24 protein-coding genes are annotated in these 26,999 nt (G+C 71.9%); 5 read left to right on the plus strand and 19 right to left on the minus strand.

Going from position 1 to position 26,999, the window contains the following annotated elements; all coding sequences use genetic code 11:
• Positions 1-343: 343 nt before the first annotated feature.
• Positions 344-2,017, minus strand: a complete 1,674-nt coding sequence (locus tag AS97_RS03625; RefSeq protein ID WP_125760148.1) for an ABC-F family ATP-binding cassette domain-containing protein — start codon at positions 2,015-2,017, stop codon at positions 344-346.
• Positions 2,018-2,477: 460 nt separating this feature from the next.
• Between AS97_RS03625 and AS97_RS03630 the strand changes: the two genes are divergently transcribed.
• Complete coding sequence (locus AS97_RS03630) at positions 2,478-3,125, plus strand: hypothetical protein (protein WP_247204218.1); 648 nt, start codon at positions 2,478-2,480, stop codon at positions 3,123-3,125.
• Positions 3,126-3,235: 110 nt separating this feature from the next.
• Here AS97_RS03630 and AS97_RS03635 read toward each other — a convergent pair whose 3' ends face one another.
• Positions 3,236-3,937: an alpha/beta hydrolase gene (locus AS97_RS03635; protein ID WP_125760146.1), complete on the minus strand. Its 702-nt coding sequence runs from the start codon at positions 3,935-3,937 to the stop codon at positions 3,236-3,238.
• A gap of 107 nt (positions 3,938-4,044) precedes the next feature.
• Between AS97_RS03635 and AS97_RS03640 the strand changes: the two genes are divergently transcribed.
• Positions 4,045-4,368, plus strand: coding sequence for a hypothetical protein (locus AS97_RS03640; protein WP_125760145.1), 324 nt, complete (start codon positions 4,045-4,047; stop codon positions 4,366-4,368).
• A gap of 228 nt (positions 4,369-4,596) precedes the next feature.
• On the opposite strand, the gene AS97_RS03645 is transcribed toward AS97_RS03640, so the two are convergent.
• The 9 genes from AS97_RS03645 to speB form a co-directional block, all read right to left on the minus strand.
• Positions 4,597-5,406 carry a class I SAM-dependent methyltransferase gene (locus tag AS97_RS03645; RefSeq protein ID WP_247204219.1) on the minus strand — a complete coding sequence of 270 codons (810 nt, stop codon included), beginning with the start codon at positions 5,404-5,406 and terminating at the stop codon, positions 4,597-4,599.
• Positions 5,407-5,635: 229 nt separating this feature from the next.
• On the minus strand, positions 5,636-6,619 hold the full coding sequence (locus tag AS97_RS03650) for a PHB depolymerase family esterase (protein ID WP_059142663.1): 984 nt from the start codon (positions 6,617-6,619) through the stop codon (positions 5,636-5,638).
• 58 nt (positions 6,620-6,677) lie between these two features.
• A complete protein-coding gene (locus tag AS97_RS03655) occupies positions 6,678-7,466 on the minus strand; it encodes an SGNH/GDSL hydrolase family protein (RefSeq protein WP_107119176.1) in 789 nt (262 codons plus the stop codon).
• Between the two features lie 165 nt (positions 7,467-7,631).
• Positions 7,632-8,144: a GNAT family N-acetyltransferase gene (locus AS97_RS03660; RefSeq protein WP_125761016.1), complete on the minus strand. Its 513-nt coding sequence runs from the start codon at positions 8,142-8,144 to the stop codon at positions 7,632-7,634.
• 156 nt (positions 8,145-8,300) lie between these two features.
• Positions 8,301-9,749 (minus strand): gamma-aminobutyraldehyde dehydrogenase, encoded by a 1,449-nt coding sequence (locus AS97_RS03665; RefSeq protein ID WP_210564327.1) that lies wholly within the window; start codon positions 9,747-9,749, stop codon positions 8,301-8,303.
• The gene (locus tag AS97_RS03670; protein ID WP_086709759.1) at positions 9,746-10,153 is read right to left on the minus strand and encodes a nuclear transport factor 2 family protein; all 408 of its coding nucleotides are present in this window, start codon (positions 10,151-10,153) and stop codon (positions 9,746-9,748) included. The genes AS97_RS03665 and AS97_RS03670 overlap by 4 nt, the downstream gene beginning before the upstream one ends.
• Positions 10,154-10,179: 26 nt before the next feature.
• Positions 10,180-10,839, minus strand: a complete 660-nt coding sequence (locus AS97_RS03675) for a cyclase family protein (RefSeq protein ID WP_210564328.1) — start codon at positions 10,837-10,839, stop codon at positions 10,180-10,182.
• Positions 10,840-10,846: 7 nt separating this feature from the next.
• On the minus strand, positions 10,847-12,388 hold the full coding sequence (locus AS97_RS03680; protein ID WP_210564329.1) for a cytosine permease: 1,542 nt from the start codon (positions 12,386-12,388) through the stop codon (positions 10,847-10,849).
• Positions 12,381-13,343 (minus strand): agmatinase, encoded by a 963-nt coding sequence (gene speB, locus AS97_RS03685; protein WP_059142658.1) that lies wholly within the window; start codon positions 13,341-13,343, stop codon positions 12,381-12,383. Before speB ends, AS97_RS03680 begins: the two co-directional genes overlap by 8 nt.
• Before the next feature lie 111 nt (positions 13,344-13,454).
• Here speB and AS97_RS03690 point away from each other — a divergent pair, with 111 nt between their 5' ends.
• Positions 13,455-14,915 (plus strand): PucR family transcriptional regulator, encoded by a 1,461-nt coding sequence (locus AS97_RS03690; RefSeq protein WP_086709762.1) that lies wholly within the window; start codon positions 13,455-13,457, stop codon positions 14,913-14,915.
• 22 nt (positions 14,916-14,937) lie between these two features.
• Here the strand turns inward: AS97_RS03690 and AS97_RS03695 are convergent, their stop codons facing one another.
• From AS97_RS03695 to AS97_RS03715, 5 genes are all read right to left on the minus strand, one after another.
• Positions 14,938-15,744, minus strand: coding sequence for a methyltransferase (locus AS97_RS03695; protein WP_210564330.1), 807 nt, complete (start codon positions 15,742-15,744; stop codon positions 14,938-14,940).
• Positions 15,741-17,345, minus strand: coding sequence for a PucR family transcriptional regulator ligand-binding domain-containing protein (locus AS97_RS03700; RefSeq protein WP_086709764.1), 1,605 nt, complete (start codon positions 17,343-17,345; stop codon positions 15,741-15,743). Before AS97_RS03700 ends, AS97_RS03695 begins: the two co-directional genes overlap by 4 nt.
• Before the next feature lie 96 nt (positions 17,346-17,441).
• A complete protein-coding gene (locus AS97_RS03705) occupies positions 17,442-18,836 on the minus strand; it encodes an FAD-dependent oxidoreductase (RefSeq protein ID WP_210564331.1) in 1,395 nt (464 codons plus the stop codon).
• Between the two features lie 49 nt (positions 18,837-18,885).
• Positions 18,886-19,551: an HAD-IA family hydrolase gene (locus AS97_RS03710; RefSeq protein WP_059142654.1), complete on the minus strand. Its 666-nt coding sequence runs from the start codon at positions 19,549-19,551 to the stop codon at positions 18,886-18,888.
• A 67-nt stretch (positions 19,552-19,618) separates the two neighbouring features.
• Positions 19,619-20,986, minus strand: coding sequence for an MFS transporter (locus tag AS97_RS03715; RefSeq protein ID WP_125761415.1), 1,368 nt, complete (start codon positions 20,984-20,986; stop codon positions 19,619-19,621).
• Positions 20,987-21,431: 445 nt separating this feature from the next.
• Between AS97_RS03715 and AS97_RS03720 the strand changes: the two genes are divergently transcribed.
• Positions 21,432-22,418, plus strand: coding sequence for a D-2-hydroxyacid dehydrogenase (locus tag AS97_RS03720; RefSeq protein WP_059142683.1), 987 nt, complete (start codon positions 21,432-21,434; stop codon positions 22,416-22,418).
• Between the two features lie 106 nt (positions 22,419-22,524).
• Here the strand turns inward: AS97_RS03720 and AS97_RS03725 are convergent, their stop codons facing one another.
• Entirely contained in the window at positions 22,525-24,129 is a 1,605-nt protein-coding gene (locus AS97_RS03725) for a CocE/NonD family hydrolase (protein WP_185929886.1), read from the minus strand.
• Between the two features lie 200 nt (positions 24,130-24,329).
• Between AS97_RS03725 and AS97_RS03730 the strand changes: the two genes are divergently transcribed.
• Positions 24,330-25,073 carry a TetR/AcrR family transcriptional regulator C-terminal domain-containing protein gene (locus AS97_RS03730; RefSeq protein ID WP_247204220.1) on the plus strand — a complete coding sequence of 248 codons (744 nt, stop codon included), beginning with the start codon at positions 24,330-24,332 and terminating at the stop codon, positions 25,071-25,073.
• 239 nt (positions 25,074-25,312) lie between these two features.
• On the opposite strand, the gene AS97_RS03735 is transcribed toward AS97_RS03730, so the two are convergent.
• Positions 25,313-25,771: an Rrf2 family transcriptional regulator gene (locus AS97_RS03735; RefSeq protein WP_059142650.1), complete on the minus strand. Its 459-nt coding sequence runs from the start codon at positions 25,769-25,771 to the stop codon at positions 25,313-25,315.
• Positions 25,772-25,804: 33 nt separating this feature from the next.
• Positions 25,805-26,992 (minus strand): acyl-CoA dehydrogenase family protein, encoded by a 1,188-nt coding sequence (locus AS97_RS03740; protein ID WP_210567125.1) that lies wholly within the window; start codon positions 26,990-26,992, stop codon positions 25,805-25,807.
• Positions 26,993-26,999 lie beyond the last annotated feature (7 nt).

A 26,999-nucleotide genomic window follows, 5' to 3' on the forward strand; every position in this document is an offset into this window, starting at 1 on the left:
AAACGGCGCGGGGCTGAAATTAGCCACTTCATTACTGAAGAGTCAACAAGCAGTCGCAAGCCCGTGCCACGACGGGCTGATTCTCGCCAGACGGGACGACATCGGTGGCGTTGCCACCCCCTCAGTTAAATGTTCATATACCTCCGGTGAAAGAGATCGCTGCCGAAGGTATGCCGGGGCGCATGAGTGAACCTTGATTGCGCCTTAACCTGCGCGGACACCGGATCCTGATTTCGCTGTCGCGAATTTCGTGTACAGGCAGGAGAGGCGGAGCGACCCGGGCAGGTGGCCACGCCTCCCTGGTGGCCCGGGCGGCCACCTGGGCCGCCCGCCCGGGCCGGTCTCAGCCGGTCCCCTCCGTCACGGATGACTCCTCGAGCAGATCGCGGACCTCGTCGGCGCCGGTCTCCCGCAACTCCTCGCCGACCAGCAGCCACCGGGTGATGCCGATCGATTCCAGGAACGGCAGATCGTGGCTGGAGACCACGAGCGCGCCCTCGTAGGAGTCCAGCGCGCTCGTCAGCTGCCGCGCACTGGCCATGTCGAGGTTGTTGGTGGGCTCGTCGAGCAGCAGCAGCTGCGGGGCCGGTGCGGCGAGCATGGTGGCCGCGAGGGCGGCCCGGAAACGTTCGCCACCCGAGAGGGTGCCGGCCGGCTGTTCCGCCCGCGCCCCCTTGAACAGGAAGCGCGCGAGCTGGGAGCGGATCTGGTTGTCGGTGATCCCGGGCGCCCGGCGCGCCACGTTCGCCGCCACACTCAGCTCGTCGTCCAGCACATCCAGCCGCTGGGGGAGGAACCGCAGCGGCACAAACGTCCTGGCCTCCCCGGACAGCGGGGCGAGCTGGCCGGTGAGGGTGCGCAGCAGTGTGGTCTTGCCCGCCCCGTTCCGCCCCACCAGCGCGATGCGTTCGGGCCCCTGCACATGGAGGGTGGCGTCGCGCAGGGCGCCATACCGGAGGCCCAGTTCACTCAGGCTGAACACGGTGCGGCCCGCGGGCACGGCGGTGTGCGGCAGGCTCACCCGGATCTCGGCGTCGTCACGAACCGCCTCGGCGGCCTCCTCGCGCCGCTCACGCGCCTCGTGGAGGCGGTCTTCCTGCAGGTCGCGGAGCTTGCCGGCCGACTCCTGGGCGGAGCGCTTGCGGGCACCGGCGACGATTCTCGGGGCCCGCCGCTCGACGTCCATCTTCTTGCTGTTCCGCTGACGGCGAGCCAGTTTGATGTGGGTCTCCTCCAGTTCGCGTTTTTGCCGACGCACATCCGCCTCGGCGACCCGCAGCATTCGCGCGGCCGCCTCCTGCTGAGTGGCCAGCGCCTCGCGGTAGGCGGACCAGCCGCCGCCGTACCAGGTCACCGAACCGGACCGCAGTTCGGCGATCCGGTCCACCCGCTCCAGCAGCTCACGGTCGTGGCTGACCACGACCAGCACACCGGAGCGCCAGGAGTCGACGGCGTCGTAGAGCCGCCGCCGTGCGAACAGGTCGAGGTTGTTGGTGGGTTCGTCGAGCAGCAGGACGTCGGGACGCTCCAGGAGCAGGGCGGCCAGGCGCAGCAGTACGGTCTCCCCGCCGGAGAGATGGCCGACGGTGCGGTCCAGTTCGACATCGCCGAGGCCGAGTGAGCCCAGTGTCGCCAGGGCCCGCTCCTCGACGTCCCAGTCGTCGCCGATGGTCTCGAAGTGAGCCTCGTCGACGTCTCCGGCCTCGATGGCGCTCAGGGCGGCGCGCCGCTCGGCGATGCCCAGGGCCTGGTCGACGCGGAGGGTGGTGTCGAGGGTGATGTTCTGCGGAAGGTAGGCGAGGCTGCCGCCGACGGTCACCGACCCCTGGGCGGGACGCAGCCGGCCCGCGATCAGCCGCAGCAGGGTGGACTTGCCACTGCCGTTGGTGCCGACGAGGCCGGTGCGGCCCCGTCCGATGCCGAGCGAGAGCCCGTCGAAGACGGTGGTGCCGTCCGGCCACTGGAAGGACACGGCCGAGCAGGTCACGGAGGCACTGGGGGTGGGGGATGATGCCATGGTGTTCTCGCATTCGCAAGCACTGTGAAAAGGGGCTACGTATGCGAGCACCACGCGGCGACCAAGCCGGGAAATCGGGTGCGGCCCTCCGAAGGGTGAGGGACGGCTGATGCACCGAGGTCGCATTCACGCGGGTCACGGGCGGCGAGAAGGCCGGCTACGACGTGACGGGCTACGGCTTGTGCCGTACCGCGCGATGATCGCGAACCTCAGATACGCAACGTCCACCTCTATCGGAGACAACAGGACCTCGGAAGTGTAGCGCAGCCGCGGTGTGTGATGTCGTGTGCGCGATCGGGCAGGGCCGCGGTGCCACCTTCCTGCCAACCTCCGCGGAGCCCCCGCTTCCGCGGACGACCGCCGTTACGATCACCGCGTGACCTGGCGGCGCACCGGTATCGAGGTGCGCTGCCCCTTTCGGATCGCATCGGATCAAAGGGCGTGAGAAGTGAAGAGCCGGTTGAGCATCGCGGCCGTGTCGGCCGTCTCCCTGGTGGCGTTCCTGGGTGGTACGACGGTGGCGACGGCCCAGGAGTCCGACCCGGCGCCGAAGTCCTGTGACGGTGTCCGGCTGACCGGCGAGCTTCCCGTTCCGGCGCCCGGCCAGGCCGTCTCGGGGCAGATCACCATCGGCGCGGACTGCAAGCCGGAACCGGCCTCCGTCCAGCACGGCCCGGCATCGGCCCGCTCGGCCCGCACCGCCACCGCCGCCGGACATCAGCTGCGTGGCTGGAACGAGATGTACGACTGCTGCAACATCCGGATGACGGGCCTGTACACCGCCTCCTCGTGGGACACGGCGAACGGCCGCGTCACCACGGCCGGCACCACGGCCACGCAGGAGTGGAACCGCGAGCCGTGGGACGCCGGTTGGTCCCTCACCTCGCAGACCGCGAAGGACGACTGTGTCACCGACTGCGCCGAGGTCAACTCCGAGGCGCACGCCGACTTCGCGTACCAGGGTGTCTTCGATCCGACCGGCGACTGGTACAACAACACCCACCACTCCTACGTCCAGTTGAAGGCCGACGGGACGGCGAGCTGCCGCTTCGATGTGGAGCTGCGGCACACCTTCGTGGGGTGGAACTGGCGGTACGGCTGCGAGTGACCGCACCGGCGGCGCGGTAGCACACCACGACGTAGCCTCCGCCTCGCGCGATGCGGGTGACCGGACCCCGGGCGAACACCGCCGGGGGCCCGGTCAGGCGTCGTGCGGCGTCACGATGCCCCAGCGCACCGCAGCAGTATCCGGGCCAGCTCGCGCGGCTGGGAGAACATCGGCCAATGGCCGGTGTCCATCTCGACCAGCCGCCAGTGCTCGCTCTTCAGCAGCTCGGCCACGTCGTCCGTCGGCTGGGCGCCGTCGAGCAGACACTTGACGTACGTGGCCGGCAGCCCGCCGAGCGGGCGGGCCAGGACGGCCGGCTCGGACAGCGTGGCGCCGGGATGCGGCGTGGCGCCGCCCACGAGCCGCCCGATCTGCTCCTCGGTGAGCCCCTGGCCGTGGCAGTCGGACTCGGTCAGGGGCGCCCAGAAGCCGCCGTTCGCGGCCATCGACGCCTCCACCGTGGACCGCCCACCGGGCCAGGCCGACAGGAACGACCCACCGTCCTCCGGAACGTTGGAGTCCACGAACACCACATGGGCCAGCCGGTCGCCGATGCGCTCGGCGGCCTGACCGACCGGGATGCCCGCATAGCTGTGCCCCACCAGGACCACATCACGCAGATCGAGGCGCTCGACCTCGCCGACGATGTCCTGGACGTGGGTCTGCTGCCCGGCCTGCACACCCTGCTTCTCGGCGAGTCCGGACAGCGTGAGGGCATGGACGCCGTGTCCGGCAGCGCGCAGCTCCGGCACCACCCCGTCCCATGCCCACGACCCCAGCCACGCACCCGCCACCAGTACGAATTCCGTCATGGCGGCAAGGTAGCGCGGGGGTGTGACAACGGAGAGGGAAGGCGGGGTCCAGCGCGATCACCGCGGATGGCGAGGCCGGACGCCGGAGGCCGCGGGAGCGTTCGGCCATGCTCGGTGGATTCCTCAGCCTCTCGGCGCGCACCCGTGATGTGCTGTGGTACAGCATGGTGGACGAGGATCGCGACACGGCGGTGGCCACCTTCGCGGGGCTGGCGCCGCACACCGTCCCCACGCTCCGGGAGACGGCGCGGGGCGCCCTGCGCGAGGCGTGGCCGCGGACCCATCTGGAGCGTGGTGGCGAGCAGACCTGTCAGGGGTTCCGGGGCCTCGTCGAGACGGTGCGGTGCGGCCGGACAACCCCCGGCGCTGCGACGACCTGGACCGCCATCTGTCCAGCTGCCCGTCGTGCGCCGGGGTGTACGGCGACCTGATCCGGATGGACGAGGATCCCCGGACCGTGATCGCCGACGGGCTCCTGGGGCGGGGCGGGACGGCCTATGTCACGGCGGGACCGGTCAGGGGTCTGCCCTCGGTGGGATCGACGACGCCATCGCACGCGGAGCCGCGGCAGCCAAACCCGCCCCTGTTCCCCGCTCCCCCGCCCCCGCATCCCCCCGCCGAGACCGCGGAGGACGCGATGGCCGCGGGGTTCGCGGGAGTCACGGGGGTGGCTGGGGCCGCTGGGGACTCTGGCATCGCGCCGCCGGACGTGCCGAATGCGCCCTCAGACCACGGCGCTCCGTGACACGGCGGAAGAGGGCCGCCCACAGAAACGGCTCCCCGAAGAGCGGGGAGTCGGACGGTTCGTCGTGCATGCGGCGCAGCTCGATCTCGGTCAGCTCGGAGAAGATCCAGCGCAGGGACTCGGGTGTGTAGGCGAGGCCACCGTGGAGCGCGGCCTGGCGGTAGAAGGCCGCGTCGGGGAGTTCGGAGCCCATCGCGCCCGCCGCGAAGCAGCTGAGGGCGAGATGGCCACCGGGGGCCAGGGCACGCTCGAGGAGAGCGAGGTAGCTGACCCGGCGGTGCGGTGGCAGATGGTGGAAACAGCCGGAATCGCAGATCAGGTCGTACGGCCCCGCAAGCTCACCCGCGGTGAGCGCGAAGGCGTCGCCGCAGTGGAACCGGATCCCGGCTCCTGCCTCGCGGGCGCGTTCCGCGGCCCACGCGATGGCCGTGGGCGAGAGGTCGACGGCGTCCACGGTGAAGCCCCGGGAGGCGAGGTGGAGGGCGTTGCGGCCGGGGCCGCACCCCAGGTCGAGCGCCCGGCCCGGGGTGACCAGGCCACGGTCGAGATACGACACCAGATGCTCGTCGGGCTTCGCCACGAAGAACGGCACGGGCTTGGAGCGGTCCGCGTAGAAACCGTCCCACCACGAGGCACCGTCGGCCGTCCAGCGGTCGGTCTCCGGTGCGAAGAGGCCGTCCAGGAGTCTCATGACGTCGTCCACCGTGCGGATGTTCCGATCCACGCGCTCCCCTTCCCGAGAGGGAAAACATAGGTGCGGACCCCGCATACCACCAGCTCGGGCTCCAGACCGCGAGGGCACCGGCGGCCGCCGGAGGGACGGCGAGCGAGGGGGCGGAGGGGGCTCCGCGGCCGTGGGCACCGGACGTCCACGCACCCGCCGAAGGCCGCCAAGGGGTCGGTTTCGCCGGCCCCTTGGCGCCTTTCCCGCCATCGTCCCGGCGGTCAGCAGGTCAGCCGGCGTCCAGGCCGAAGAAGGTGATGGCCCGCGCGGCCATACCGGCGGCCGGGAGGGAGTGGCCCGTGCCCTGAACGCTGATCGCCTCGACAGGGGCCTGGTTGCCCGTGGCGCCGTAGCGGGTGCGGGTCCAGGTGGGCTGCGGACGGTCTGTGAGGGCGGGGGTCTGGCTCACCCCGAGGACGTTGGTCCACTGCTTGATCTCCTCGCCGAAGTTCGGATAGCGCAGGGTGCCGTCCTCGGTGCCGTGCCACAGCTGCATCCTCGGCCGGGCGCCCTGGTATCCGGGGTAGGCCCCGCGCGCGAGGTCGCCCCACGCCTGCGGCGTCTTGGTGATGGTGCCGTTGGCGCAGGCGCTGTTCCAGCCGGATCCGTCGGTGGTGGCGAAGCAGCCGAAGGGCACGCCCGCGAACGCCGCGCCCGCCTTGAACACATCCGGGTAGTCGCCCAGCAGGACGTTGGTCATCATGGCGCCCGATGAGGCGCCGGTGACATAGACCCGGTTGGGGTCGGCGTTGTGGCGCTGCTGGGCGTAACGCACCATCGACACGATGCCCACCGGATCGCTGCCGCCGTCGTGGCGCAGGGCCTGCGGGGAGGAGACGTCGAAGCAGGCGCCGCTTCTGGTGGCGGAGGGGTAGATGACGATGAAGCCGTAACGGTCCGCCAGGGAGGCGAATTCGGTGCCGGAGTAGAACGCGGGCCCCGAGCCCGTGCAGTAGTGCACCGCCACGAGGACGGCGGGCCGTGCCGCGACGTTGTTGGGCACGTACTCGTGCATGCGGAGGTTGCTCGGGTTGGTGCCGAAGCCGGTGACCTCGGTGAGCGAGGCCGCGGCCGCGGGGGTCGGGGCCAGCAGGAACAGTGAGGCGAGCAGCGGCAGTACGCCGCCGAGTAACGCCGCGGCTATCGACCTCGGTGTCCTTCGGCGCCGTCCGGGTATGTGCGTGGTTCCCGCGGACACGGGGGCGTGGTTCATGCGACTGTCCTTCCTGGACTGTGACGGTGGAGGGGGCGGCTCATGCGCCGTATGCGGCTCATGCCGCCCGTGCGGCCGACCCGTTGCCGTACGCCGTGGAACCGGCTGCGGTGGACTCAGCGGGGGCGGACGAGGGGGTGCCGATGCTGCCCGGCACCGACAGCAGCGCCCTCCACCAGACGTCGGCCATCTTGTCGTAGCCACCGGCGTTCGGATGCACACCGTCGGCCAGATCCGCGGGCGTCAATGCCTTGTACATGTCAACCAGATGGACGCGCTTGCCCGCGTTGACCTTGCTCTGCACGATGCCCGGGATCGCCGCGTTGTAGGCCCGCACGGTCGAGTCCAGGAAGCCCAGCGGGGTGATGGTGGCGACGAAGAGTTCCGCGTTCGGCGCCTGGGCGGTGATGTGGTCGATCAGGGTGGAGAGGCGGGCGGGCGCCCCGGCCGGATCGCTGCCGTAGATGTCGTTGGTGCCGATGTGCAGCAGGATGGTGTGCGGGTTCTGAGCCCGCAGCCAGTTGACGACGTTGTCGTCGATCTGCTTGATCGTCCAGCCCGAGTGCCCCTCATGGTCGTGATCACCCAGCCCCGCCGGGCCGTTGAAGAGCGAGCCGACGAAGTCGACCTTGTAGCGACCCGCCGTGAACTTCTGCCACAGGCCGACGCGGTAGCCGCCCGCAACGTTGAACCCGTCGGTGATCGAGTCACCCAGCGGCATGACCTTCACCCCGCCGTTGGACTCGGCGCGGGCCGTGCCGGTGCCGAGCGGGACGAGGACGGCGAAGACGGCGAGGAACACGAGTAAGGGGAGCAGGGCGGCGAGCGGACGTCTGGTGCGTGTCATGGGCTTTCCTTTCGGCGGTCTACGAGATTCGATCCACGAGATTCGGTCCATGAGATTCGGTCCATGAGCCATGGGAGCCGTCGAACCATGGGAGCGCTCCCATATCGGTTTAGGGCACCACTCCCCCACCGTCAACCCCTCCCGTCCGCCCAGCCCTTGCGTTCGCTACGACTGCACGGCGATCCGCCGGTGGAAGCAGACCCGGTGCTGCCCGGGGCCGTCGTAGTCGCTGTGCACGGGAACGCCGCCGACCTCTTGGTCTCCCGGCTCGACGGTAAACCCCATGGCCAGGTGGAAGGCCACGGATCCGGTGTTCGCGGGCGAGGTGATGGCGCGCACCTCCCGGCGGCCCGCCTCGGCGGCGCGCCGGAAGAAGGCCGTGTACAGCCTGGCGCCCACGCCCTGCCCACGCAATTGGGGGTCGACCCCGACGAAGTGGATGTACGCCTCGTCGTCGTTGTCCGCGGCGTGGAAGCCCACGAGGAACGCCTTGATCCCGTCCCCGTCCGCCAGCACCAGGCTGGTGCCGGAGAAGAACTGCAGAAACAGCCTGGGCACCAGCAGCGACAGCTCGCGCGCCTGCTCGGCGGTGCGGGAGTCGCCCCACCAGCTCCGCACGCACTCGACGATGGTCCCGTGGTCGGAGACATGGGCCCGGCGCAGTGTCATCTCGCTCATATCGCACCAGGCTAGTCGGGCCGGCCCCGAGCGGGCCGAACAGGGCTTCCGCGACGGCTCGTGCACAGACGGGTGGTCGGCGCGGGCGGCCGCCTTCCCCTCAGCACCGCGCCGGATCCGTGCGGCGCGGTGCTGAGGGCCGGAAGAGCGGCGGGCCTAGAGGGCCGTCATGACGTGCTTGACGCGGGTGTAGTCCTCGAAGCCGTACGCGGACAGGTCCTTGCCGTAGCCGGACTTCTTGTAGCCGCCGTGCGGCATCTCGGCGGCGAGGATCATATGGGTGTTGATCCAGACGCAGCCGAAGTCCAGGGCCTTGGACATCCGCATCGCGCGGGCGTGGTCCTTGGTCCACACCGACGAGGCCAGCGCGTACTCCACACCGTTGGCGTACGCGACGGCCTGGGCCTCGTCGCGGAAGGGCTGGACGGTGATGACCGGGCCGAACACCTCGTTCTGGATGATCTCGTCGTCCTGCCTGAGCCCGGAGACCACGGTGGGCGCGTAGAAGAAGCCCTTGTCGCCGACCCGGTGGCCGCCCGTCTCGACGGTGGCGTGGGCGGGGAGCCGCTCGATGAAGCCGGAGACCTGGGCGAGTTGGCCCGCGTTGTTCAACGGCCCGTACAGCACCTCCTCGTCGTCGATGCCACCGCCCGTCCTGGTCGAGGCGGCGGCCTTGGCGAGCGCGCTCACGAACGCGTCGTGGACCGACTCGTGGACCAGCACCCGGGTGGCCGCGGTGCAGTCCTGTCCGGCGTTGAAGAATCCGGCGAGGGAGATGCCCTCCACGGCCTCCGCGATATCGGCGTCCTCGAAGACCACCGCCGGAGCCTTGCCGCCCAGTTCCAGATGGACCCGCTTGATGTCCTTCGAGGCCGACGCGGCGACCTGCATGCCCGCGCGCACCGAGCCGGTGATGGCGGCCATCGCCGGGGTGGGGTGCTCGACCATCAGCCGGCCGGTCTCGCGGTCGCCGCACACCACGTTGAAGATGCCGCCCGGAAGGCCCATCTCCTTCAGGATGTCGCCGATGATGCCCGCGAGCAGCACCGTGGAGGCGGGGGTGGTGTCCGATGGCTTGAGGACGACGGTGTTGCCCGCGGCGAGGGCCGGGGCGAACTTCCACACGCCCATCATCAGCGGGTAGTTCCACGGCGCGACCTGCGCGCACACCCCGATCGGCTCGCGCCGGATGATCGAGGTCAGGCCCTCCATGTACTCGCCCGCCGACCGGCCCTCCAGCAGCCGCGCGGCACCGGCGAAGAACCGGATCTGGTCGACGATCGGGGCGATCTCCTCGGTGAGGGTGAGGGCGCGCGGCTTTCCGGTGTTACGGCACTCCGCGTCCGCGATCTCCTCCGCCCGGGCCTCGACCGCGTCCGCGATCCTCAGCAGCAGCTTCTGCCGGGCGGACGGGGTGGCGTCGCGCCAGACGGGGAAGGCCGCCGCGGCGGCGGCCATCGCGGCGTCGACGTCGGCGGCGCCCGACAGGGGCGAGGACGCGTACACCTCGCCCGTGACGGGGTCGGTGACCTCCAGGCGGCGACCGTCGGCCGCGTCGGTGTAGGCGCCGTCGATGTGGTTGCGCAGGACGAGAAGCTCGCTCATCGTTCCGTCTCCATGATCGTGCCGGGTGCTGCGGAGAGATGTTCGTGCACGGCCAGCCAGTGGCCGTGGGTCTGGCGGCGGAAGACGATGGTCTCGCGCTCGCGGGTGGTCTCCTCACCGGCCGTGGTGCTCACCGTGGTCTTCACCAGATGGGTGAACACCGCGGTGTCGCCGAGGAGTTGGACCAGCCGGTCGGTGGAGGCACAGGCCAGGACGCGGAAGCCGTCCTCCGCGACCCAGCGGTCCCACAGCGCCCGGTACTCCGCGGTGGAGTTGAGCCGTTCGGAGGTGTTGTGGAAGACGAACGTGGCGTCCGGCGCGAACGCCGCGAAGTAGTCGTCGAGGCGGCCTTCGCCGAACGCCGCCACCACGGCGTCGGCGGCCTGCAGAACCTCGTCGTTCATGGGGTGGTGCTCCTTGCGTGGGTGGTTCAGCCGACGCGGGCCACGGCCCGCACGGGGGCGCCGTCTGCCGCGGGGAGCCGCAGCGGCAGCAGGGAGACCTCGATGGGCTCTCCTGCCGTCTGCGCGTCGAGCAGGGGGGCGAGGTTGGTGAGGTTCTCGGCGATGACGGCGTGGGCGCCGCACAGGATCCGGTGGGCGGGAAAGTCGTCGGCGGGGGTGGCATCGACGCTCAGCGCGTCGATGCCGACGGTGCGGATCCCGGCGTTCACGAGGAGTTCGGCGGCCTCCGGGGTGAGATACGGATGGGCGAGGTAGTCGTCGTGCCCCCAGTGCCGCGACCAACCGGTGGCCACGAGCACGATGCCTCCGGCCCGCGGCCGGCCCTCGGACAAGGACCCCTCGAACAGGGACGGTCCCAGCGGGGTACGGGGCGCCGCGCCACGGGCGTCCACCACCACGGCCCGGCCCCAGAAGCGCTCCAGCGGCAGCTGATCCAGGGTGGGCAGCGCGTCGTCGATGTGGAACGGGGCGTCGACATGGGTGCCGGACTGCGACCCCATGTCCAGATGCAGCACATTGACCCCGTCGGCGGCGGCGCTCAGCGCCGGGGCGATGGCCACCCGCGGATCGCCGGGGTAGACCGGCATCCCCGTGGCTACGGGTACGGAGAGGTCGATCAGGCGCACGGCTGCCTCACGCCCCTTCCGCCACCGCGGGCACGGGCGCGCCGGCCTCCGTGGTGATCGGCGGCACGGACGCGTCCGAGGCGCGGACCAGCCGCGGCCCCTGGGGTCCGTACACCTCGCGCGGCTCGGGGAAGATCCACAGCATGGTCAGATAGAGGAGCGAGGCGGTGGCGAGGCCCACCGGGAGCGAGATGTCCGCGCCGTCGGCCAGATCGCCGAGCGGCCCGACGAACTGGCCGGGGACGTTGACGAACATCAGGGCGAGCACCGCCGCGGTCAGCCAGGCGCCCATGCCACGCCAGTTCCAGCCGTAGTGGAACCAGTATCGGCCGCCGCGCTGGCGCCGGTTGAACACCTGGAGCGAATCGGGGTCGTACCAGCCGCGCCGGGTCACATAGCCGAGCACCATGATGATCATCCACGGGGCGGTGCAGGTGATGATCAGCGTGGCGAAGGTGGAGATGGACTGGGACAGATTGGCGGCGAACCGGCCCAGGAAGATGAACCCGATCGAGAGCACCCCGACGAACAGCGTGGCCTGCACCCGGCTGAACCGGGTGAACACGCTGGAGAAGTCCAGGCCGGTGCCATAAAGCGAGGTGGTGCCGGTGGACAGGCCGCCGATGAGCGCCAGCAGGCACACCGGCAGGAAGTACCAGCCGGGCGAGATGGCCAGCAGTCCGCCGACGTAGTTCGGCGCGGCCGGGTCCATGTACGGCGCGGCCTTCTTGGCGATGATCGAGGCGGTGGCCAGGCCGAAGAAGAACGGCAGGACGGTGGCGATCTGCGAGGCGAACGCCGCCGTGACGACCTTCCGGCGCGGGGTGTCGGCGGGGATGTAGCGCGCCCAGTCGCCGAGGAAGGCGCCGAAGGACACCGGGTTGGACAGCACGATCAGCGCCGAGCCGATGAACGCGGGCCAGAATCCGGCCGTGGACGCCGAGGGGAACGAGCCCTGGTAGCCGGGGTCGAAGTCCCCCACGAAGGCGAAGAAGCCGAGGATGAACAGCGTCGAGGCCGCCACCACCGCGATCTTGTTGACGAAGAGCATGAACCGGAAGCCGTACACGCACACCGTCAGCACCAGCAGCCCGAAGATGCCGTACGCGAGGGCGAACACGCCGTCGTTCTGCTCCACGCCCATCAGCCGGTGGGCGCCGCCGACCAGGGCGTCTCCGGAGGACCACACCGAGATGGAGAAGAACGCGATGGCGGTGAGCAGCGACAGGAACGAGCCGACGATCCGCCCGTGCACCCCCAGGTGTGCCGAGGAGGAGACCGCGTTGTTGGTGCCGTTGCAGGGGCCGAACACCGCGAGCGGGGCGAGGATCAGGGAGCCGCCCACCACGCCGAGCAGGGTGGCCGCCAGGCCCTGCCAGAAGGAGAGCCCGAAGAGGATCGGAAAGGCGCCGAGCACACAGGTGGCGAAGGTGTTGGCGCCGCCGAACGCGACGCGGAACAGGTCGAAGGGGGTCGCGCTGCGGTCCGCGTCGGGGATGCGCTCGACTCCGTAGCTCTCGACCTCGGTCAGTGCCGGGGAATCACTCATCCGTCGTCTCCCGCTTCCCTTGGAGTGCGAGCAGGCTGATCAGGTCGTAGGCCACATGGGAGGCCGCGACCGAGGTGATCTCGGCGTGGTCGTAGGCGGGCGCCACCTCGACCACATCGGCGCCGACCAGTCGGCAGCCGGCCAGTCCGCGCAGGATCTCCAGGAGTTCGCGCGAGGTCAGGCCGCCCGCCTCGGGGGTGCCGGTGCCGGGGGCGTGGGCTGGGTCGAGGCAGTCGATGTCGATGGAGATGTACAGCGGCCGGTCGCCGATCCGCTGGCGAAGCTGGTCGGCCACCTCGTCGGCGCCGCGCCGGTAGACATCGGCTGAGGTGACGATGCCGAAGCCCAGCTTCTCGTCCTCGGTGAGGTCCTGCTTGCCGTACAGCGGGCCGCGGGTGCCGACGTGCGAGAGGGCGGAGGTGTCGACGACGCCCTCCTCCACGGCCCGGCGGAACGGGGTGCCGTGGGTGTGCTCGGCGCCGAAGTAGGTGTCCCAGGTGTCCAGGTGCGCGTCGAAGTGGAGCACCGCCACCGGGCCGTGCCGCTGTGCGGCGGCGCGCAGCAGCGGGAGCGCGATGGTGTGGTCGCCGCCGATGGTGACCAGGCGGGTGCCGTCGGCCTGCAAGCCGTTCGCCGCGTCCTGGATGGTCTCGATGGCCTCGCCGATGTCGAAGGGGTTGACGGCGATGTCACCGGCGTCGGCCACCTGCTGGGAGGCGAACGGCGACACATCGAGGCCCGGGTGGTAGGGGCGCAGCAGCCGGCTGGCCTCGCGCACCGCGGCGGGCCCGAAGCGGGCGCCGGGACGGTAGGAGACACCGCCGTCGAACGGGACGCCCACCACGGCCACGTCGGCGCCGGACACCTCGTCGAGGCGGGGCAGCCTGGCGAAGGTGGCCGGGCCGGCGAAGCGCGGGACCCGGGAGGAGTCGACGGGTCCTCGGGGTTCGGTCATGGTTCTCGCAGTCCCTTCTTCACGTGCGCCGGTGGGGTCCGGTCGGGCGAGTCTGCACAGCGGAGGAACCGCGCGACAATCGTTGCTGAGACAAAGAGTTAGGCTCAATTTGTGGTGAACAACAAAGAGCAGGGTGTGACGGTCGACGATCTGCTGTCGTATCCGGCCCTCCAGCTACGTCTGATCGCGGGTGGCGCCGGGCTGCACCGCTCGGTGTCGTGGGCCCATGTGAGCGAGCTGGACGACCCCACGCCCTGGCTGCTCGGCTCCGAAATGATCATGACGACGGGGATAGCGATGCCCCGTTCGGCGGCCGGACAGCGCGGCTATCTGGAGCGGCTCGACGACGCCGGGGTGGCCGCCCTGGCCGTCTCCGCCCAGCTGCGGATGCCCCCGCTGCGCCGGGCGTTCTTCGACGCCGCCGAGGAGCGGGGCATGCCGGTCCTGGAGATCCCGCTGGCCGTGCCGTTCATGGCGGTGGCGCAGGAAGTGGCCGCCGCCGTCCAGGAGGACGCCCGCCACCGGCTGGGCGCCCAGCTCCAGGTGTTCGGCGCGCTGCGCTGGCTGACCTCGGAGAATCTGGACACCGCGACGCTCTTCAGCCGGCTGGAGAAGCTGTCCGGTTACGACATCTATCTGTGCACCCCCCAGGGCCGGCCGCTGCTGCCCGGTGTACCCGCGCCCGACACCTCGGTGATCCCCGGCTCGGCGGACGCCCCGCCGACCATCCCCGGCGGCTTCGCCCTCCCGGTCCCCTCCCCCGGTGGCCCGGCGGGTTTCCTCATCGCCTTCGAACGGGAGGGTGCCCGCCCGGCGGGGCTCGCGGTGGTGCAGCACATCGCCACGGTGGCCGCCCTCCAGGTGGCCATGGTCCGCACCGAACGGGAGACGCTGCGCCGCGAGGGCGCGGAGATCCTCGCCGAGCTGCTGCAGGGCGCGCTCGAACCCGCCGTGGCGCGGCGCCATCTGCTGCGCCACTCCATCGAGGGAGAGACCGTACTGGCGGTGGTCCGGGGCGTCACCGAGGACGCCGTGCTGCGGGCGCTGGAGGATCAGCCGTGTCTGCTGCTCAAGCGCGGCGAGGACCGCTATCTGCTCGGCTCGCCCGGCCTGGGCGACGCGGTCGAGTCGCTGCCCGGCGTGGCCGCCGGGATGAGCCGCCCGTTCAGCCCGGGCACACCGCTGCGGATCGCCCAGCGCGAGGCGCTGTGGGCCGCCTCCCACGCCGTCGCCTCCGGCCGGGCCCTCGTACGGTACGGCGACGATGTCACCGGCCGCTGGCTGCCCGACGACCCGGCAGCCCTCACCGACCTGGTCGAGCATGTGCTGGGCGAGGCGCAGCGCTACGACGCGGGCCATGGCTCACGGCTGCTGCCGTCGGTTCGCACCTGGATGGAGCGCGACCGCCGTACGGACGAGGCGGCCGCGGCGCTCCATGTGCACCCCAATACGCTCGCCTACCGGCTGCGCCGCTTCAGCGAGCTGACCGGCCGCGATCTGTCCAGCACCGGCGCGTTCGCCGAGGTGTGGCTGGCGATCCGGGCCGCGGGACAGCTCGGTCTGCTCGACTGAGGGCCCCGGCCCTGCCACCCGCTCAGCGGGGGCGCCGGCCCCAGCAGGTGATGAGCGGGGCGGTGGTGACGTCCATCGCCTCACCGCGCAGATGGTCCAGATGGCGCTCGATCTCCTCCTCGGTGGCCGCAGCGCCCGCCACCAGCCGCTCGCGCAGCTGACGCACGGTGGCCGCCTCCAGCTCCCGGCATGCCGGGGAGGTCAGCGGGAAGCAGCCCTCGGCGCGCACGTCGTGCAGCCCGGCGCCACGCAGCAGGGCGGGCAGGGTGCGGCCGAAGGCGAGGTCCACACCGCGCTCGGCGAGCAGCGCGCGGAACCCGCGGCGGATCCGGTTGGCCAGTTCCTCGGCCGGACCGCGCTCATCGGGGCAGGCGAGGGGCTGGAGCGCCGGGTCGGCGTCCTCCACCACCAGCCAGCCACCCGGCCGCACCGCCTCGGCCATCCGCCGCAGCGCCTCGGCCCGGTCGGGCAGATGCACCAGCACCAGCCGGGCGTGGACGAGGTCGAAGCCGTCACCCGGTGGCTGATCGCGGGCCACGTCATGGCGCCGCACCTCGATCGGGGCGGCGGCCGGGCCGGACAGCTCCGTCAGCCAGGAGGTGTCGATGTCGGTCACCAGCACCTGTCCGCTGGGCCCGGTCCGCTCCGCGAGGGCGGTGGGCACCGAGGGGCCGCCCGCTCCCGCCTCCCAGCAGCGCCAACCGGCGGCCAGGCCGAGCCGGTCGAGGTGGTCGAGGGTCCACGGGTCGAAGAGCTCGGCCAGCGCGTCGAAGCGCCGCCCGGCCTCGCGTTGCCGGTTGTCCAGCAGATAGCCGGTCTCGGATGTCATGCGTCCGATCCTCCCGCGTCGGCCGCCGTCAGCGTGTCCAGGGCGGTGACGGCGACATGGAGCTGAGTGCGCTGCACACCGGACTCCAGGTCGCGGCCGAGCAGCCGTTCGATGGTGTGCAGCCGCTGGTAGAACGCCTGGCGGGAGAGGCCGATCTGTTTGGCGGCGATGGACTTGTTGCCGGCCGCGAGGTAGTGGCGCAGCGTGCTCAGCAGATCGCCCGCATGCCGCTCGTCGTACTCGATCAGCCTGCCCAGCTGGTGCTCGACGTATTTCTGTACGCGGATGTCGTCGCGGAGCGCGTACAGCAGCTCGGGCAGTCCGACGTCGGAGGGCACATGGAACGGCCGGTGCGGGGTGCCGGGGCCGATGGCGTCCACGACCTCCTCGGCCTCCCGAAACGCCCGCGCCACCTGGTCGATCTCCGTCACTCCCGGACCGACCGCCACCACCCCCGGCTCGCCCAGTGTTTCCTCGGTGAGCCGGCTGACCCGCTCCACCGCCGGCTGCCAGGCGCTGGCCCGGGCCAGTGCGAGCAGCACCCCGGTCCGGTCCGGGGAGAGCCGCCCCACCAGGGCCCGGATGCCGGAGTCCCGCAACGTGTCGGCGAGCCGGTCGTCCAGGCCCGTCTCGTCGGCGGTGGCGCCGTGGTGGCCGATGGCGAGGGCGATGAGGCGGTGGCCGATGACGGGTATGCCGAGGGCCTCGATGCGGATACGCGCCTCGGTGCGGCCTCGGTAGCTCCAGCGCAGCAGTTCCAGCAGCGCGCAGGTGTGGGCCTGGCGGTCCCACTGGGTGTGGCCGGTGAGCCGGGCCAGGGTGAGGGCGGTGGCGGCGCGCCTGAGGATCATGGTGTGTTCCGGATCGGCCGCGGGGGCGGCCGCGTCCGGCAGCGCCACCAGCCGCCCCCAGCGCCTGCCGTTGTGCTCGACGGGGGCCACCAGCCAGTCCTCGGGGCCGCTGGCCCCCGCGGTGTCGGGGGTCGGCGTGGCGCGGGAGCGGCGCGGCCACGCCTCCAGGACTTTGCCGGCCGTGCCACCGGCCGTACAGGAGACCACCGCGTGGTGCAGCAGGTTCTCCAGGACCACCGGGCGGCCCATCAGATCGGCGGCGGCGCGGACCAGCTCCTTCGGCTCCGCGTTGCGCAGCGTCAGTCCGGTGAAGATCTCATGGACCTGCTGGGAGCGGCGCAGCAGCTCGCCCTGCGCGTCCAGGATCAGCGCGTGGACGGTCTGGGTCACCTCGATGAAGCGGATGCCGCGGGACAGGACGATCAGCGGTAGGTCCCGTGCGCGGCAGGCGGCCACCAGGTCCGGTGGCACCTGCTGGTAGCGGCGGCCGAGCTCCACCACGAGCCCCGCGGCGCCGATGTCGGCCAGCTGGTCCGCATAGCCGCGCAGCCGGCTGGGGTCGTTGGGCTGGGGCATGCCGGTGGTCAGTACGAGTTCTCCGCCCTCGAGGAACGAGGCGGGGTCGAGCAGCTCGGTGACATGCACCCAGCGGACCGCACGGGCCAGCTGCCCCTCGCCGGCCATGACACGGGGAAGTCCCGCGACGATGACGGGAAGGCGCAGGACCTCGGCAACCGTGAGCAACGGCATCTGGACGGGCTCCCTCCGGATACCGCTCATCATCGCAGAGCCGGTCCACCGCGCCCAGGGCCGTCGAACGGGGCCCGGACGCGGCGGCGGACGGCCTCACGGACGGCGTGCGATGAGGTCGGCGATGGTGGCGATGGGTGAGGTACGGACCCGTCCGCCCGCCTCATGGCGGTCGGCGAGGCGGTAGGCGAGATACAGGCCGCGCACCCCCAGCCAGCGGAACGGCTCGGGCTCCCAGGTGCCCGGGGCATGGCCGGTCCACGGCAGCCGGGTGAGCCGGGTGTCGCGCTCCAGGACCAGATCGGTGAGGGTGCGGGCGGCCAGATTGGTGGAGGTGACTCCGTGGCCGACGTATCCGCCGGCCCAGCCGAGCCCGGTGGACCGGTCCAGGCCGACCGTGGCGGACCAGTCGCGGGGCACGGCCAGCACCCCGCACCAGGCGTGGTCCACCCGGGCCCCGGCCGTCTGCGGCAGCATCCGCTCCAGGGTCCGGACGAGCTCGCCGATCGTACGCTCGCCGACCCGCCCCCGGTGGTCGGTGCGCGAGCCGAAGCGGTAGGGCACCCCGCGGCCGCCGATCGCGATCCGGTCGTCCGCGGTGCGCTGGGCGTACATATGGCCGTGGGCGGTGTCCCCGAGAGTTTCCCGGCCCTCCCATCCGATCTCCCGCCAGATCCGGGCGGGCAACGGCTCGGTGACGATCATGGAGCTGTTCATGGGCAGCCAGGCCCGCCGCAGCCCCTTGAGGGACGCGGTGAACCCCTCGGTGGCCCGGAGGACGACGGGAGCCCGGACGGTGCCGTGCGCGGTGATCGCACGGCCCGGTTCGATGGCGGTGACCGGGGACTTCTCGTGGATGGTGACACCGAGCCGTTCGACGGTGTCGGCGAGGCCGCGGACCAGGGCGGCCGGCTGCAGCCGGGCGCAGTGGGGGGTGAAGGCGGCGGCCGTGACCCCGTCGACGCGGATGCGCCCCGCGGATTCGGCGGGGGTGAGCAGCACCGAGTCGGCCACCCCCCACTCATGGTCCTGTTCGACCTTGTGGCGCAGCCGGGTGGCCTGGGCGGGGGTGCGGGCGACGCGCAGGGTGCCGCCTTTGACGATGCCGGCGTCGATCCCCTCGCGGGCGGCGGCGTCGATCACCTCGTCCACCGCCTCGTTCATGGCCCGCTGCCAGTCCAGGACCGCGGGCCTGCCATACGCCCTGGCCATCCGGTCGCGGGCGCCGGGGATCAGTCCGGAGGCCCAGCCGCCGTTGCGGCCGGAGGCACCGAATCCGGCGAACTCGGCCTCCAGGACGGTGATCCGGAGCCCGGGGTCGGCGTGTTTGAGGTAGTACGCGGTCCACAGCCCGGTCAGTCCGGCGCCGACGACGCACACATCCGCGTCGCGGTCGCCGGGCAACGCCGGGCGCGGGGTGGGGAGTTCGGCGAACCAATGGGCGATGCGGCCGTTGACCGGCGCCGGGCGGCCGGCCGTGGTGGCGGTCATGGATTCCCTTCGCGAGGGTGGGTGGTGGCGGGAGTGGCCGGGGCAGGGGTCAGACCCCGAGCAGTCCGGGCAGCTCGGACAGGTCCTTGATCTCCTCGTACGGCTGGAAGGCGGGCGAGCCGGGGAAGCCGTAGCGGTTCACCCAGATCCGCCGCATGCCCGCGTAACGCTTGGTCGGCATGATGTCGTACTCCCAGCCCTGGGCGGTGTGGATGATGTCCCCGGGGCCGCGGCCGGTGGCCTTCATGAGGTACTCGAACGCCTGCGGCAGCGGCTTGTAGGCGCCGGCCTGCTCGGCGGTGAGCACATGGTCGAAGTCCACGCCCAGCGCCTCGACGGCGTAGGCGATCAGGTCGTCCTCGCTGTTGGAGAGGATCGCGATGTCGTATTCGCCCTTGAGGCGCCGCAGCGCGTCGGGGACCTCGCGGAAGGGGGTGAACTTCTTGATGGCCTCGATCAGCGCCTCGCCGTCCTCGTCCCGGTACTCCAGGCCGTGCAGCGTCATGACATTGCGCAGGGTGCGGCGGACGATTTCCCGGTAGGGCAGGTATGCGTCCAGGACGCCCTGGAAGCGCATCACATACGCGTCGTGGTGGAACTGCTCGGGGTCGACGCCCAGCTCGGCGAGCCGGTCCTTGACGATCTCGTGGGTGGCGGTACGGGTGTCGAAGTTGATGAGCGTGCGGTAGCAGTCGAAGGAGACCAGCTTGCGCATGGGCGCGTCCTTTCCGGGGCGATGGCAGTGGTTTTGACGGGCCGTCAGGCCGACGTGTGCTGGCGTGTCAGGCGCGGCTGCTGGCTTCGGCCAGGCCGAGGTCCTTGGTCTCGGGGGCGAGGAGGGCGGAGACCACCAGGCCGATGAGGGTGATCGCCACCCCGATGGCGAGGGTGCCGCGCACCCCGAAGTCGGCGGTGGCCATCGGGAGCAGGAAGGTGCTGGAGGCGGAACCCACCCGGCTCATGGCGGTGGCGACCCCGACACCGGTGGCCCGCAGATCGGTAGGGAACAGCTCGCTGGGATAGACGAACTGCAGTCCACTGCCCGCGGCTTCGAAGAACTGGAAGGCGGCGAAGAGGGCCACCACCAGGGCCGCGTAGTGCAGTGGCAGCACGGTGAGCGCGATCAGGGAGATGTTGATGCACAGGAAGCTGCCGATGAGCAGCGGCCGCCGGCCGATGCGGTTGACCACCAGCAGTCCGAGGCCCGTTCCGGCGACCGCGATCGTGGTGATCAGCGCGCTGGCGCCGAAGGTGCCGGTCACCCCGAAGGACTCCAGCATCTGCGGCTGGAAGGACCGCACCGCGAAGGCCGGCGCCACCTGGCAGATCCAGAACAGCGAGCAGAACAGCGCGGGCTTCCCATAGCCGCGGCGGAACATCTCGGCGAGATTGCCCAGGCCGGACCCGCCGCGCCGGTCCGGGCGGGACTCGACGAGCAGTTCCTCTGCGCTGACCTCCTGGCCGAGGTGGCGGCGTACGACCTCCCTGGCCTCCTCCACCCGTCCCCGCGAGGCCAGCCAGCGCGGCGACTCGGGAACGCCCGCCCGCAGGAGGAGGAAGAGCACGGCGGGGACCGCGCCGGAGGCGAGCATCCAGCGCCATGCGTCGTCGCCGGTGCCCAGCAGCAGCCACCCGGCCCAGTAGCTGATCCCGTAGCCGACCCACCAGGCCAGGACCAGCCCGGACAGGGCGGGGCCACGCATCCGGCGCGGCACCAGCTCGGTGGTGAGGGCCGAGGCGATCGGATAGTCGGCGCCGATCGCGATGCCGATGAACAGCCGCAGCACCAGCAGCTGCCACGCCTCGGTGACGAAGAACTGCAGCGCGGAGCCGATCACGAACGCGGCCAGGTTGAGCACGTACATCAGATGGCGGCCCGCCCGGTCGGTGATCGGGCCGAACACCGCGCCGCCGAGGAAGACGCCCACGAGGACGGACGCCGCCACGAGGCCGGTCCACAGCGTGTCCAGGGCCAGGGCCGGGGTGATCAGGCTGAGCGCCACCCCCATGATGCCGAGCAGATATCCGTCGCAGAACGGCCCGCCCATCGCGACGAGGACCATCCTGCGGTGGAAGGCGGTGACGGGGGCGTTGTCCAGGGTGGGCGAGGAGTTCTGGAGGGGCTCTCGGGAGGTTCCGGGTAGGGACATGCTTGCTTCTCCTGGGGACGAGGAGGGGCGCTGCGGCGCGGGCCGATGCCGGGGGTGGCGGGGCGGTGGCGGGCATCGTGTGTCAAGCATTCGGTGGGCGCGCACGGCGGTGTACGCGGTCGGGACGCATGCGGCGGGGGAACCGCGCGGTGGGCGGGGTGTGGCCCGGGGACGGGGATGGGCTCCGGAGCGGCCGGTGACGTGTTCCGGCTGGCCATCACCCTGGTTCAGCCGACGGCCACCGTCAACGTCCACCGTGTTCCGTCCCTCGTCGTCGGGTGGACACTCTGTCCGTTGTCCACCGGCGTGGCGGCGGTCACGCTTGAGGCGTCCGCCCGTACCCGTCACGCCCGTGGGAGACCCGTCATGACCGATGCCACCGCCGCGGCGGGTGTTCCAGACGGGCGTGTGCGGTGTCACGCCGGCCGGCCCGTGGGAGCCGGACATGGCTGACCGGCTGGTCGTCCTGTACCGGGACCATCTGCCGCCCAACCGGACGCGGATCGAGTCCCTCGCCGAGACGGTGTACGCCACCGAGGAGGAGCTGCCGCTGTTCCTCCCCGGGGCGGACGCCCTGCTCGCGTGGTGGCCACTGTCCGCCGCGGTGGCCGCCGCCTGGCCCGGCGATCCGGCGAAGGCGCCGCGCTGGGTGCATGTGGCGGCGGCGGGGGTGGACCCGTTTCTCTTCCCCGCGCTGACCGGCAATCCGGAGGTGGTGCTCACCAACGCGCGGGGCGTCTACGACCGGCCCATCGCCGAGTACGTCCTGGGGCTGATCCTCTCCCTGGCCAAGGACTTCCCCGGCACCTGGGAGCATCAGCGCCGCCGGGAGTGGCGGCCCTCGGACAGCGAGCGCATCGGCGACCGTACGGTCCTGGTCTGGGGCACCGGCTCCATCGGACGTGCCGTCGCCCGTCTGCTGCGCGCGGTCGGCATGCGGGTCAGCGGCGCCGGCCGCACACCGCGGACCGGCGACCCGGACTTCGGCGTGGTGCACGGCCCGGCGGCCCTGCCCGAGGCGCTGGGTGAGGCGGACTACGTGGTCCTGGCCGCCCCGCTCACCCCCGCCACCCGTGGCATGGTCGACGCGCCCGTACTGGCGGCGATGAAGCGGGGTGCGCGGCTGGTCAACGTCGGGCGTGGCCCGCTGGTCGACGAGCAGGCCCTCGTCGACGCCCTGGCCCAGGGCAGGCTGGCGGGGGCGGCGCTGGATGTCTTCACGCACGAGCCGCTGCCCGTGGAATCGCCCCTGTGGGAGATGCCGGGCGTCATCGTCTCCCCGCACACCGCGGGCGAGGTGACGGACTGGCGCGGTGACCTGGGCGAGCTGTTCCTCGACAATCTGATCCGGCGGAGCGAGGGCCGTCCGCTGCGCAATGTGGTCGACAAGGCCCTCGGCTATGTGGTGGACGATCCGGCCCGGCCACGGTAGGAGGCCCGACGTGACGGGGCTCCTACCGTGGCCGGGTGTCCGCCCGGTGCCGGGCGGAGATGCGCACCGGCGGCCGGCGCGCCCCCCGCGCGCGCCGGTCGCCGGCTCACCGCTCGGCGCGGACCACCGGGAGGTCCAGCACCGAGGCCCCGTGCACGGTGATGCGCACGGGCGTGAGGGTGGTCGCGTCGAGCGCCGGTTCACCGCTTCCGGTGTTGCGGGCGGAACGGGGGTGGGCGCCGCCGCTGATCTGCAGGCGGACCCGGTGGCCGGGGAGGAAGCGGTGGGCGGTGGAGCTCATCGGCACGGTGATCTCCACGGGCTGCTCCGGCCCGGTCGGCAACCGCACCAGCCCGTCGCACACATTGACCGAACGGCCCTTTTCGTCGACGTCGCACAGGCGGGCGAAGACATCGGCGTAGCCGGTGTCGGTGGAGATCCGCAGCCGCGCGGCGACCGGGCCGAGGACGTCCATGGGCTCGCCCATCGGCTCGCCGGTGAACGTCACCACATCGGGGCGCTTCTCGAGGTCGCCGTTGTCACGGTTTCCGGAGGTGGGCGAGAGCAGCGGCCCGCCGATGGACGGGGTGGGGTCGGCCGGATCGTAGCGGAAGGAGGCCAGTGAGGCGGACGCCTCGGGCGACTGCCGGGTGAGCCGCCCGCCCTCCGCGGGGTACCACGGGGCGGTGTCCGGAGACGGCGGCCAGTCGTCGAGGTCCCGCCAGCGCTCCTGGCCGCCGATGTGCACCCGCACCCGGGCCGGGCGCAGTCCCGAGCGGTCGTCGCACAGATGCGCGCGCAGCCAGGCGAGACTTTCGGCGAAGACCTCCGGCCAGCCCTGCTGGAGCGCGGAGGTGTGTGTCCACGGGCCGATGAGCAGGGAGGTGTCGCAGCCGGACCGGCGCAGCCTGCCGTACTGCTCGAAGGTCTGGTCGACCAGCGCGTCCTGCCAGCCGCTGATCAGTCGGGTGGGGACGTGCAGGCCGTCGGCGGCGCCACCGGTGGACGCGCCGTTCCAGAACGGGTCGTCGGCGTCCGGATGGGACATCGCGGCGTCCAGCCAGGGCAGTTCACCCCCGAGGCCACGCACATACGATCCGCGCAGCGGCAGCGCCCCCGTGATGTGCTTCAGATGGCGCTTGAGGCGCAGCGTGGCCCGTACGAAGGGGCCGAACCCCCGGTGCTGGGAGGTCATGCCGGAGCCGACGAGCAGGGCGTTCTCGAGCTGGAGCGCGCCGCCGCGGTGGAACAGGGCATGAGGGTCGTGCAGCCCGACCTGCACCACCATCGCCCGCAGCTCCGGCGGCGGGTCCAGGGCGAGTGCCCACTGCACATAGCCGAGATAGCTGGGACCGATGGTGCCCAGCGCGCCGTTGAACCAGGGCTGGTCCCGCAGCCAGGCCACGGTGGCCTGGCCATCGGCCGCCTCATTGCGCCACAGGTCGAACTCGCCGCCCGAGCCACCGGTGCCGCGGCAGCTCTGCAGGACGACGTGGAAGCCCTGTTCGGCGAAGAGCATGCCGTACATGGGCGACCAGGGCACTCCCCTGCCGTAGGGCGAGCGCACCAGCAGGGTGGGGAAGTCGCCCTCGGCGCGGGGGAAGTAGTGGTCCGCGCGAAGGGTGCTGCCATCGGCGGCCGGCATCCCGAGGTCCGGCTCCCATCCGGCCTCGTACCGCCTGGCGGGCAGGCCGCGCCAGGCCGCCCTCATCATCCGTGCCGCCAGCGGCGGCCTGCCCGAAGGCGCGACCCAGGCGGCCGCCGACACTTTGCCGGTGGCCCCGGACCCGGCATCACGTGTAGGTGACGTCATTCCGCATTCCCCTCCCCGCATTCCCGTACCACGTACGAGAATAGTAGATGCTTGGATGGATTCCGCAAGTCGCCATGGCGGGAAGGAGCGATCAGGTCGTGGTTCGCGGTGACGGGTCCGGCGCCGGAGGAGTCGACCCCCAGCAGCTGTGGCAGAGCCCCCAGCAGCCCCGCAAGGGGCGTAGACCCGCCTTCAGCCGTGAGGCGATCACCGCCGCGGCCGTCGCCCTGGCGGACGCCGAGGGAATCGACGCGGTCACCATGCGGCGGGTGGCGTCGCAGGTCGGCGCTGGGGTCATGTCGCTGTACAGCTACGCCCCCGACAAGGAGACGCTGCTGCTGCTGATGGTCGACCACGTCAACGGCGAGCTGTCACCACCAGCCCCGCTGACCGGCGACTGGCGCGCCGACCTGAAGGCCATCGCCCATGCCCAGCGCGCCCTGATGCTGCGCCACCCCTGGCTTCCCGCCGCCCTGTTCAACCGCCGCTGGTCCTTCGGGCCCCACACCCTGGACTTCGTGGAATACGCGCTCGCCGCCCTGCGGCCCACCGCGCTGGACGGCAGTGCGAAGCTGGAGGTGTTCAGCCTGATCACGGGTTTCGTCGCCGGACTCGTCGCCGATGAGATCACTCAGGCCGCGCTCGCCGACTCACCCGACCGGGCCGCCGCCGACGCCCGGTACCTCGCCGCGGTGGCCGCCGACGGACACCACCCCGAGCTCGCCGAGGCACTCTCGGCCCCCACTCGCCCGCTCAGCCCCGACGCCACGTTCGCCCGTCTGCTCGACCGCATGGTCGACGGCCTGGACGCCGGATCGCAGGACGGAGCCGCGGGCCGCTAAACCCTGTCCGGTGGATCTCCGCGGGCCCGCGACGCCTGGCACGGCTCCCCCGGCTACCGCTGGGAGGTGCCCCGGCCGCGTTGCCGGGATCGTCCGAGTACGACGCGGTACGAGGACGACCCTCCGCCTCGCGATGCTCCCCCGGCTACCGCTGGGAGGTGCCCCCCGCACCGGACGCCGCGGGCCCCGCGGCGGCAGCCGCCGATGTCACAGGCGCGAAGATCCACCGGACAGGGCCTCTAGGGGTTGGTCCATGCCTCGGGGTCCTCGGCGAGGCCCAGGACGTCGCCGGGCAGCCGGGCCGCGGCCACCTCCGCGAGAGTCACCTCGCCGAGGATCTTGCGCACATTGGCCCGCACCGCGATCCACAGCGGCAGCAGCGACTCCGCCGGTCCGCAGTACGACAGCTCGGGCGGGCGCACTCCGCGTACCGACACCAGGGGTCCGTCGACCACCCGGATCACCTCGGCGATGCTGATGGTGTCCGCCGGGCGAGCCAGCCGGTAGCCGCCGTTGCCCCCGCGCTGGCTGGCCACCAGCCCGCCCCGGCGCAGATCGCCCAGAATCCCTTCGAGGAACTTGTGCGGTATGCCCTGCGCACCGGCAATCGCCTCGGCCTTGACGGAGGTGCCCTCCCCCGCCGCGGCCAGTTCCAACGCCGCCCGCACCGCATAGTCCGCCTTCGCCGAGATCCGCATACCGTGATTATCCGCCACCGGCGCGGTCGGCCGTCAGAAGGGCAGGGTGAACGGGGGGTGCTCGCCGTTGAGGAAGTAGTCCCCGACCTCATGGAGCCGGTGGGCCACGGGGTCGTAGAGCGTATGGGTGCGCGCGTTGCGCCAGAAGCGGTCGAACCCGTAGGCGGAGGAGGCGGAGCGCGCCCCGACGACGTCCAGGGCGCGGGCCGTTGCGTCGTGGGCGGCCCGGGAGGCGGCGGCCTCGGCCGCGGCGGCGAGCACGGTGATCTCGGCGCATTCGTCGTCGGTCAGGTCCTCGCCCCGCGCCAGCCCGCCGTCCAGGGTCTCCAGTGCCTGATCGGCGAGGGCGGCGGCGGAGAACGTGGCGATAGTGAGCTCCCCGTAGGTGGTCAGCGCGTACGGATCGCGCGGGGAGGTGTGCGGCCAGGGCGCGTGCACGGCCCTGGTGTACTCGCGAGCCTCGGCGAGCACCCCCTGCGCGATCCCGAGACAGATCTGCGCCGAGACCAGACGTCCGGTGGGCGCGGCAAGACCGCTGAAGGGCGAGGGGGTGTCCTCGTCCCAGGAGAGCGGGCCGAGCACCGCGTCGTCCTCGACCGGCACCGCGTCGAACTCCACGCTGCCGCCGGCCGACAGCCGCTGCCCGAAGGTGTCCCCGTCGTCGCCGCCGCACACCACACCGGGATCGGCGGTGTCGACGAGCACGGCCAGGGGTTCGCCGGTGTCGGCGTGGGTGGCGCGGACGGCCAGCCGGTCGGCGACCAGGACGCCGGTGGCGTACCCCTGGCGTCCGTTCACCACCCGGCCGTCCCTCCCGGTGACGAGCGTCAGCCGTGGCTCGCGGGTGGCCAGCCCGCCGCCCCAGCACCACTGCCCGGCCGCCGACTCCCGCTCCAGCCGGGCGGCCGGCTCGGCCCCGCCGAAGAAGCGGGCACTGAACGACAGCAGATAGTGGCAGCCGAGCACCTGGCCGATCGCGCCATCGGCCGCGGCGATCTTCCGCACGACGGCGCAGGCCGTGGACCAGCCCGCTCCCCCGCCCCCGTGCTCGACGGGGATCAGCAGCGTCAGCAGTCCCGCCTCGCGCAACCGGGCGATCTCGCCGTACGGCGTCTTGCCGGCCTGGTCGCGGATGACCGCGTCCGTGGCGAGGTCGTCCGCCGCCTCGCCGGCGATCTGCAGCCACCACGCGCGGTCGGGTGCTTCGGCCACCGCATCCATCACCGTC

This window comes from Streptomyces sp. AgN23 (assembly GCF_001598115.1).
GTDB lineage: Bacteria > Actinomycetota > Actinomycetes > Streptomycetales > Streptomycetaceae > Streptomyces > Streptomyces antimycoticus.

Coding starts and splice junctions, on each gene's coding strand:
- AS97_RS03695 (WP_210564330.1), bottom strand. CDS start 15,744: ATGACATCCGAGACCGGCTATCTGCTGGACAACCGGCAACGCGAGGCC.
- AS97_RS03735 (WP_059142650.1), bottom strand. CDS start 25,771: ATGCGGATCTCGGCGAAGGCGGACTATGCGGTGCGGGCGGCGTTGGAA.
- AS97_RS03660 (WP_125761016.1), bottom strand. CDS start 8,144: ATGAGCGAGATGACACTGCGCCGGGCCCATGTCTCCGACCACGGGACC.
- AS97_RS03725 (WP_185929886.1), bottom strand. CDS start 24,129: ATGAGGGCGGCCTGGCGCGGCCTGCCCGCCAGGCGGTACGAGGCCGGA.
- AS97_RS03635 (WP_125760146.1), bottom strand. CDS start 3,937: ATGACGGAATTCGTACTGGTGGCGGGTGCGTGGCTGGGGTCGTGGGCA.
- AS97_RS03640 (WP_125760145.1), top strand. CDS start 4,045: ATGCTCGGTGGATTCCTCAGCCTCTCGGCGCGCACCCGTGATGTGCTG.
- AS97_RS03680 (WP_210564329.1), bottom strand. CDS start 12,388: ATGAGTGATTCCCCGGCACTGACCGAGGTCGAGAGCTACGGAGTCGAG.
- AS97_RS03655 (WP_107119176.1), bottom strand. CDS start 7,466: ATGACACGCACCAGACGTCCGCTCGCCGCCCTGCTCCCCTTACTCGTG.
- AS97_RS03665 (WP_210564327.1), bottom strand. CDS start 9,749: ATGAGCGAGCTTCTCGTCCTGCGCAACCACATCGACGGCGCCTACACC.
- speB (WP_059142658.1), bottom strand. CDS start 13,343: ATGACCGAACCCCGAGGACCCGTCGACTCCTCCCGGGTCCCGCGCTTC.
- AS97_RS03710 (WP_059142654.1), bottom strand. CDS start 19,551: ATGCGCAAGCTGGTCTCCTTCGACTGCTACCGCACGCTCATCAACTTC.
- AS97_RS03705 (WP_210564331.1), bottom strand. CDS start 18,836: ATGACCGCCACCACGGCCGGCCGCCCGGCGCCGGTCAACGGCCGCATC.
- AS97_RS03650 (WP_059142663.1), bottom strand. CDS start 6,619: ATGAACCACGCCCCCGTGTCCGCGGGAACCACGCACATACCCGGACGG.
- AS97_RS03740 (WP_210567125.1), bottom strand. CDS start 26,992: ATGGATGCGGTGGCCGAAGCACCCGACCGCGCGTGGTGGCTGCAGATC.
- AS97_RS03670 (WP_086709759.1), bottom strand. CDS start 10,153: ATGAACGACGAGGTTCTGCAGGCCGCCGACGCCGTGGTGGCGGCGTTC.
- AS97_RS03715 (WP_125761415.1), bottom strand. CDS start 20,986: ATGTCCCTACCCGGAACCTCCCGAGAGCCCCTCCAGAACTCCTCGCCC.
- AS97_RS03720 (WP_059142683.1), top strand. CDS start 21,432: ATGGCTGACCGGCTGGTCGTCCTGTACCGGGACCATCTGCCGCCCAAC.
- AS97_RS03700 (WP_086709764.1), bottom strand. CDS start 17,345: ATGCCGTTGCTCACGGTTGCCGAGGTCCTGCGCCTTCCCGTCATCGTC.
- AS97_RS03625 (WP_125760148.1), bottom strand. CDS start 2,017: ATGGCATCATCCCCCACCCCCAGTGCCTCCGTGACCTGCTCGGCCGTG.